Below are 6414 nucleotides of genomic sequence, written 5' to 3'. Positions count from 1 at the left end.
TTTGCTCGCCAAGGTCCAGATAGATCACGTGGCCGCCAAAAGTACCCACTCCAGGTACATTATGCCGAAGCCCTAAATAATTATAAACCATATCATCGGCCAGATTCGGCAGCCAGCCGGCACGTTGATAGACCACCTCACGTTGGGGTAAGAAAGCTAGAGCAGCCGGATTCCAGTAGCTGGCGTAGGCATCGGTTGCGGCAGCCACCTGGGCTTCGCCCGTGCCACCGGCAGTAGCGCCAGGGGCGATGAGCAGAAATATCGCGGAAGCGCTCTGGGCCCGAACGGCGCCTTGAAAGAGTAAAGCAGATAAAAGAATCAGCGTCAGTCGTTTCATTTAATCAGGTCCCTCTTGAGCTTATAAATCAAAAATCTCTTCTATGCCTGTACTATAACACTGTAACAGGCTATATAAAATATAGCCACCTTAACATTGCGACCATCTTCGGCCGCTGCATTAATGAGCTGCTAGCTAAACGACGCTGATTACGATCCTCCATTTAATTATCTCAATATAAGGTTAATTGTTTTAGTTTGTCAAGTTAACCGCTCTCATACTCATCCAGGTTGTGGGCTTGATCAATTAACATGATGGGCACATCGTCTTCTATCGGATAAGCCAGGCGGCAGGCTGGGCAAACAAGCCTTTCCTTCTCTTCCTGATATTCCAACTGACCTTTGCACTTGGGGCAGACCAGGATGTCCAACAGTTCTTGTGAGAGGGCCATTTAAAGTCCTTATCGGTATACAATATGCTTTCTTGATTCTTTTGTTCCAGGCAACGCCAGCATCGGGAGTCCTATTTCTGGAGCTGCTCGATCTCGGCCTGGAATTCCCCGATATCCTCGAATGCCCGATAGACCGAGGCAAACCGAATATAGGCCACCTTATCCAGCTGTCGCAGGATTTCCATAACCAGATCTCCAATTTGGGCCGAGGTGACCTCCGCCTGGCCCAGCTCCTCAATCCGCTTGTGAACCCGGGCCGTAGCATCCATAATCTGCTCGGCGGACACGGGCCGTTTGTTGCAGGCAATACGAATACTCCGTTCGATACGCTGGCGTTCGTACTCCACCCGTTGGCCATTTTTTTTGACCACGAGCAACGGATGCCTGACCACGTATTCATAGGTTGTGTAGCGACTGTGACAATCGAGACATTCCCGGCGGCGGCGAATGGAACCATCGCGACTGACGGTCCGGCTGTCCACCACCTTGCTCTCTTCAGACTGGCAGTAGGGGCAGTTCATGTTCTTAGGCCTGGTATAAAGGGAATTGCCGGCACATTTCCTGCACTTCACGCTTCACAGTACTGCGGGTGGGCTCATTTTCAGGATTGCGGAGTACACGATCAATGAGTCCTGCAATGCGGCGCATTTCCTCCTCCTTCATACCCCGAGTAGTTACCGCGGGTGTGCCAATCCGGATACCGCTGGTGACCATCGGGCTACGCTGATCAAAGGGGACCATGTTCTTGTTCACTGTCAAGCCAGCAGCCTCTAAAGCGTTCTCCGCCGCTTTCCCGGACAGCTCCCGGTCGCTCAAATCCACCAGGATAAGGTGGGTGTCCGTACCACCGGAAACCAGCTGGTAGCCCAGTTCCAGGAAACTCTCGGCCAGTTGGACGGCATTTCGCACGATTTGTCCGCAATATTCCTTGAACTCCGGTTTCAGGGCTTCACCGAAAGCCACTGCTTTGGCGGCAATGATATGCATGAGGGGGCCCCCCTGAATCCCCGGCATCAGGGTACCATCCAACAGTTCACCAATCCGCTTTACCCGCCCGCTCTTGGATGCTATGACACCCCAGGGATTTTCCCGATCCTCCTCCATGAGAATCAAGCCGCCCCGGGGGCCTCGCAGGGTCTTATGGGTCGTAGAGGTCACAAAGTCACAGAAAGGCCAGGGCGACGGGTGATAACCAGTGGCTACCAAGCCCGCCGGATGGGCGATGTCAGCCAGAAGCAGCGCATTCACTTCACCGGCCACTTCCTGGAACTGTTCGAATTCAATGCAGCGGGGATAGGCACTTCCGCCGCAGACAATGAGCTTCGGACGGTGCTCACGGGCCAGGCGCCGGACTGCGGCAAAATCTACCCGCCCCGTTTCCCGGGAGACACCGTAGGATACAATGTTGTAGAGCTTACCTGAAAAATTCACCGGACTGCCGTGGGTGAGGTGACCACCATGAGCTAAATCAAGCCCCATCATGGTATCCCCCGGCTTAAGGACGGTGAAGTACACCCCCATGTTGGCCTGGCTGCCGGAATGGGGCTGGACATTAGCATATTCACACCGGAATAGCTTTCGTGCTCGCTGTCTGGCCAGCTCCTCCGCCTGGTCCACGTACTCGCAGCCACCGTAGTAACGCTTCCCGGGATAGCCTTCCGCATACTTGTTCGTCAGCACCGTCCCGGCCGCTTCCAGCACCGCCCGACTGGTGAAATTCTCCGATGCAATCAGCTCCAGGGTGTTGCGTTCCCGGCTTAGTTCACCTTCCAGAGCGGCAAACAGCTCAGGGTCTTGCTTACGGACAGTATCGATGTTCATATAGTTGGTGTCTCAGGGGATTGTAGATAGAAGAAATGAAAACGAATCCCGCTGCTGGCACACCCGTCATCCAATAAATGAGCGATGCCACCTTCACACTGGTAGCTCAAAGTGGAGCTATGGTCTCCTAACAGTCCGTGTGATCCAGCTATAGCATTCCCCTTGCGGCTTAAATACTCGAATGTCAGCCTGCTGCAGAAACCAATCGCCTTTGGTGGGGATCAAGTTCTTTTCCAGGAAATCAGCCCGGGTTCGGGCCCGGCGGTAACCTTTTTCGACGGCGGCTTTATAATCCTCATAAGCCATCTGGAAGACCAGCTTATCCTGGAAATTGGGTGCTCCGCTTTCCGACCTGCTCATACAATCGTCAGCGGCATTGTAATACACCTCCGCCCGTACATACAAGGCTTCACCGCCGTTGGTGGCGACTCCCAAAGCGGTCTCCGCCCATGCTAGCGCCTGAGGGTAATCCTCTTTTCTCAGATAGGCCCGGGAAAGCTCCAGAGCCGTCTTTTCATCGGTGCGATTCAACTCAAACAGGCGCTCCAGGGCGGATATGGCCCGGTCGACATCACCTTCGTCCAGGGCGGCGTTGGCCAGCAGTTCGTAGGCGCCCCGGGCGGTGGGCGTGCGCTGGATAACCCCTTCCAACACGCGGTAGGCCATAGCATAGTCCAGGTTCTCCACCAGTTTCCGCGCGTAGTCTATCCCCCACTGAGCATTGGATGGATTATCCTCCCAGCGCTGACGCATGAAGGCCAATGGATCTTTGCCAGCCATTTCATAAGCGGCGATGAGATCGGTTTGAGCACGAGGGTTGTTGGGCTCCAACTCAAGCCATTTTTGCAGGTTTACGATGAGGTCATCATACCGCCCCTCTTGCTTGAGCAAGTCGGTAAGCGTGGCAAAAATCTCGGAATTAGTTGGGTCAACTTCAATGTATCGCTCGTAGTAATAGATCTGCTCGGTGATATTCCCCTGTCGTCCCAAAGCATAGGCGATAATCTCAAGGAGATTCTTATCTTCAGGTATATACCTCAATCCCTGCTTGAAGGCCCAGACAGCGCTGTCCAGGTAGCCCAGCTCGATATAAGCCCGCCCAAAATAGAGATACACCGACTCGGCCTGATCTCCCCCGCAGCCCAGGTACACCAGCTTATGATAATTCCTTACCGACGCCTCGAACTCTCTATTCTTATAATACTCCCAGGCATTGGATAGAGCAATGTCACATTCTCTCTGGCGTCGCCTTAGCTCCTCTTCCGTCAGTGCCGGTCCTTCCTCTTCAACGGGGGGAGGTATACACATCTGGACTGTTATGATTGCTACAGCCATCCAGCAGAATGCCAACAAACGAGTAGTAGTATTATTAAATGGTTTCACAGTGGTCAATCCCATTTTTTCTTTGGTCGAATGAACCATAATTCGGCAGTGGTCACTCCCACAGATACACGATAAAATTTCTCAAACTGTATACCCGGCAGCAGACTTTCACGCCGCCCCATCTGAAACGATACATCCACCCAGTGGCCGAACCTAGGCGTTTGGTAGCCAAGACCGGCGGTAAATGCAACTTCAGCCAAAGGGCTATTATTCAAGCCATGAAGATAATAATCCATCCAGTAAAATCCCACGCGATAATATAAGCGCCCCAAATTGAATAATTCCTCACCACTAGGGGTACGAGCCCAACCCAACCGTAACGAACGGGTAGCCTTCAAGTACCTACCGAAAGCCAAGTCGTTCTTTTGCGTCTGCCGTAATTGCGAGAGGCCTATCTCCGCCAGGATACGATGTTTCCTGGCAAAATTTACACCGTAACCGACAGCACAAGAAGTTGGTATACCGACACCATCATAGCGGAGCGGGTCAGGACTCGGTTGGTTCAAGTAGGTCCGAATATCTGTCAACTTCAGATAAAGCGGCAGGACAATTCGAATCCCTACCTGCCCTTCGGATTCAGGTGGAAAAACAGCCAACAGGCTCAAATCGAGCATCTGACCGTTGAACTCGAGCCTGCGCTCAGCTATCATGCCCGAAAGCAGGTCCTCCCGCTGGCCGTTGGAGAGGAATTCGAGTGTGTCCCTCTGAGTCAAGGTACCAAACAGTACATTAAGCACCACACCCAGTGAAACAGCCGATCCGATTCGCCGGGATACACCGATGCGGAAGGCGGACAGCCCGCCTACGGAAGACCGGCTTTGTGTATACCGCAGAGTGTCCGGGGATAGATCGAACACGCCGCTAGTATCCTTGATGCTGATATCCACTCGACTTACCGGCTGGATGCCGATGCTGTAGCCGGTGCGTCGGTTAACGTGAATTAGAAACTGTAAATTTTGGGGCTCCACTCTGTCATAGGGGCCTAAATCGCCCAGCTGCGACCGGCTGGCCTTCAAGGAAGCATGCAGCTGAGTCGCCCGGATGTAGTGCCACGTGGACGGTGCCGCATAAAGCCATCCCTGAGGTCCATAGGGGACAGTGGTGATATCGCCTATACCTTGACTCACGACATCGGCGGGAGATTGCCACAGCCCAAAGCCGACCAGCTCCAGACTTGATTGGGCTTCAGCCAATCTGATTAGCGCCAACAGAAGGATGGCACCCCGCATGCATGCTGATCGTTTCATAAAGGGGCCTCCACATAGGGGCGGCTATACATGATCTCCAGGCGCGGTTTGAGACTCTCAGAAGGCGCTTCCAGACCCCAGAAGACAAGATGGTCAAAGTCGTAATTAATTGGGAGAACCACCAGGTCCAAACCATAATTATCAATGGCTCCGATAGCCAGGGCTGAGACGAAGCTCCCCAGTTTCAGGATCAGGCTATCAGACTCCGTGGAGTAGGTTAATCTCTCGATCAGAATCACTAAGGAATCCCCTTCAGCTTCCGGCCTAGCCCGTCGTAGAACCCGGAGATCCATCCGTTCGGCGAAGAGCTCGGAGGCCTCCTCATTCACACGCAGGACAAGGCGAGCGCCAGCAACCATACTGGTTGTGTCGACATCAAGATAGGGATCGAAGTCGATGAGAGTGCGGATTCCGTTGCTGTAATCAAGATGAGCTGATCCGTCGTCCAGACCTGGTACAAAGTCAGCCGTCGGGTAGATGCTGAGATCACCCGCAGGCAGATAATACTGGGTGACAACGGTATCCCCACCAGTACTCGTGGTATCTTTAAAAAGCAGGGCCAGATAGGGTGGAAAATTATCGCTGCTCCAGGAATAGAAGCCAGCCATCCTCCCCTGATTTTCTTGCCGGATGAGAAAACCATTATTGGCCCTTACTCCAGCGGCCCACTGCAACAACAACAGGGAATCAACCGGGAACGCCAGGTGCTCCATGACCGAGTCGCTGGCCTGATAGCGTAAGCCGACAGTTACCGTACCAACGACCAGGGACGAAATCTTGGGGAGGATCAGATTGGGGAATTCGGACAGCGTCAAACCGGTATCTGATTCGGTCCAGGCCGTGTCCGGCTCATCGATAACGGAAAGCTTAAAGCTGGCGCTGGGCTCCGGCAGCTCATCGGCGACCGTCCGGCGAATGAGGACGAGTCGGGCCGCTTTCAAACTGTCAAACCTGGAGGTATCGACACTGGCGAACTTGATGAGGATACCCGATTCCCGGGCATCGGTAAAGCCAGCATACAGGGTAAGGCTGTTACCGTGGTAAGGCGTGCGGTAAAGTGGCCTGACCACCATGGAATCGATCACCTCCGGTTCCAGCGTCCACTGGCTGCCCGGAAGGGGTGCGATGATCAGCTTCTGCTCGCAACGGCTCAAAGTCAGAACCAGTCCCACTGCTGCTGTTATGGTGCCCAGCCACGCCCACCGGACGTGGGAGCAGCGCTGCCCGATCATGAT

The 6414-nt window shown here is 53.8% G+C and carries 7 protein-coding genes; all 7 read right to left on the bottom strand.

The window, feature by feature from the left end; genetic code table 11:
- Positions 1-337: hypothetical protein (locus ACETWG_01050; protein MFB0515175.1), on the bottom strand; the 337-nt coding region annotated here is incomplete at its 3' end.
- Positions 338-542: 205 nt separating this feature from the next.
- Positions 543-728 carry a Trm112 family protein gene (locus ACETWG_01045; protein MFB0515174.1) on the bottom strand — a complete coding sequence of 62 codons (186 nt, stop codon included), beginning with the start codon at positions 726-728 and terminating at the stop codon, positions 543-545.
- Positions 729-799: 71 nt separating this feature from the next.
- Positions 800-1249, bottom strand: a complete 450-nt coding sequence (gene nrdR / locus ACETWG_01040; protein ID MFB0515173.1) for a transcriptional regulator NrdR — start codon at positions 1247-1249, stop codon at positions 800-802.
- Positions 1250-1253: 4 nt separating this feature from the next.
- Positions 1254-2549: a serine hydroxymethyltransferase gene (gene glyA, locus ACETWG_01035; GenBank protein MFB0515172.1), complete on the bottom strand. Its 1296-nt coding sequence runs from the start codon at positions 2547-2549 to the stop codon at positions 1254-1256.
- A gap of 117 nt (positions 2550-2666) precedes the next feature.
- Positions 2667-3884, bottom strand: a complete 1218-nt coding sequence (locus ACETWG_01030; protein MFB0515171.1) for a tetratricopeptide repeat protein — start codon at positions 3882-3884, stop codon at positions 2667-2669.
- Positions 3885-3937: 53 nt separating this feature from the next.
- The gene (locus ACETWG_01025; protein MFB0515170.1) at positions 3938-5179 is read right to left on the bottom strand and encodes a hypothetical protein; all 1242 of its coding nucleotides are present in this window, start codon (positions 5177-5179) and stop codon (positions 3938-3940) included.
- On the bottom strand, positions 5176-6414 hold a 1239-nt coding region (locus ACETWG_01020), incomplete at its 5' end, for a hypothetical protein (GenBank protein ID MFB0515169.1). The genes ACETWG_01025 and ACETWG_01020, both read right to left, overlap by 4 nt.

This window comes from Candidatus Neomarinimicrobiota bacterium (genome assembly GCA_041862535.1).
In the GTDB taxonomy this organism is placed as follows: domain Bacteria; phylum Fidelibacterota; class Marinisomatia; order SCGC-AAA003-L08; family TS1B11.
The sequence above is the reverse complement of the archived record's forward strand: the minus strand, read 5'-3'. Positions and strand labels throughout refer to the sequence as shown.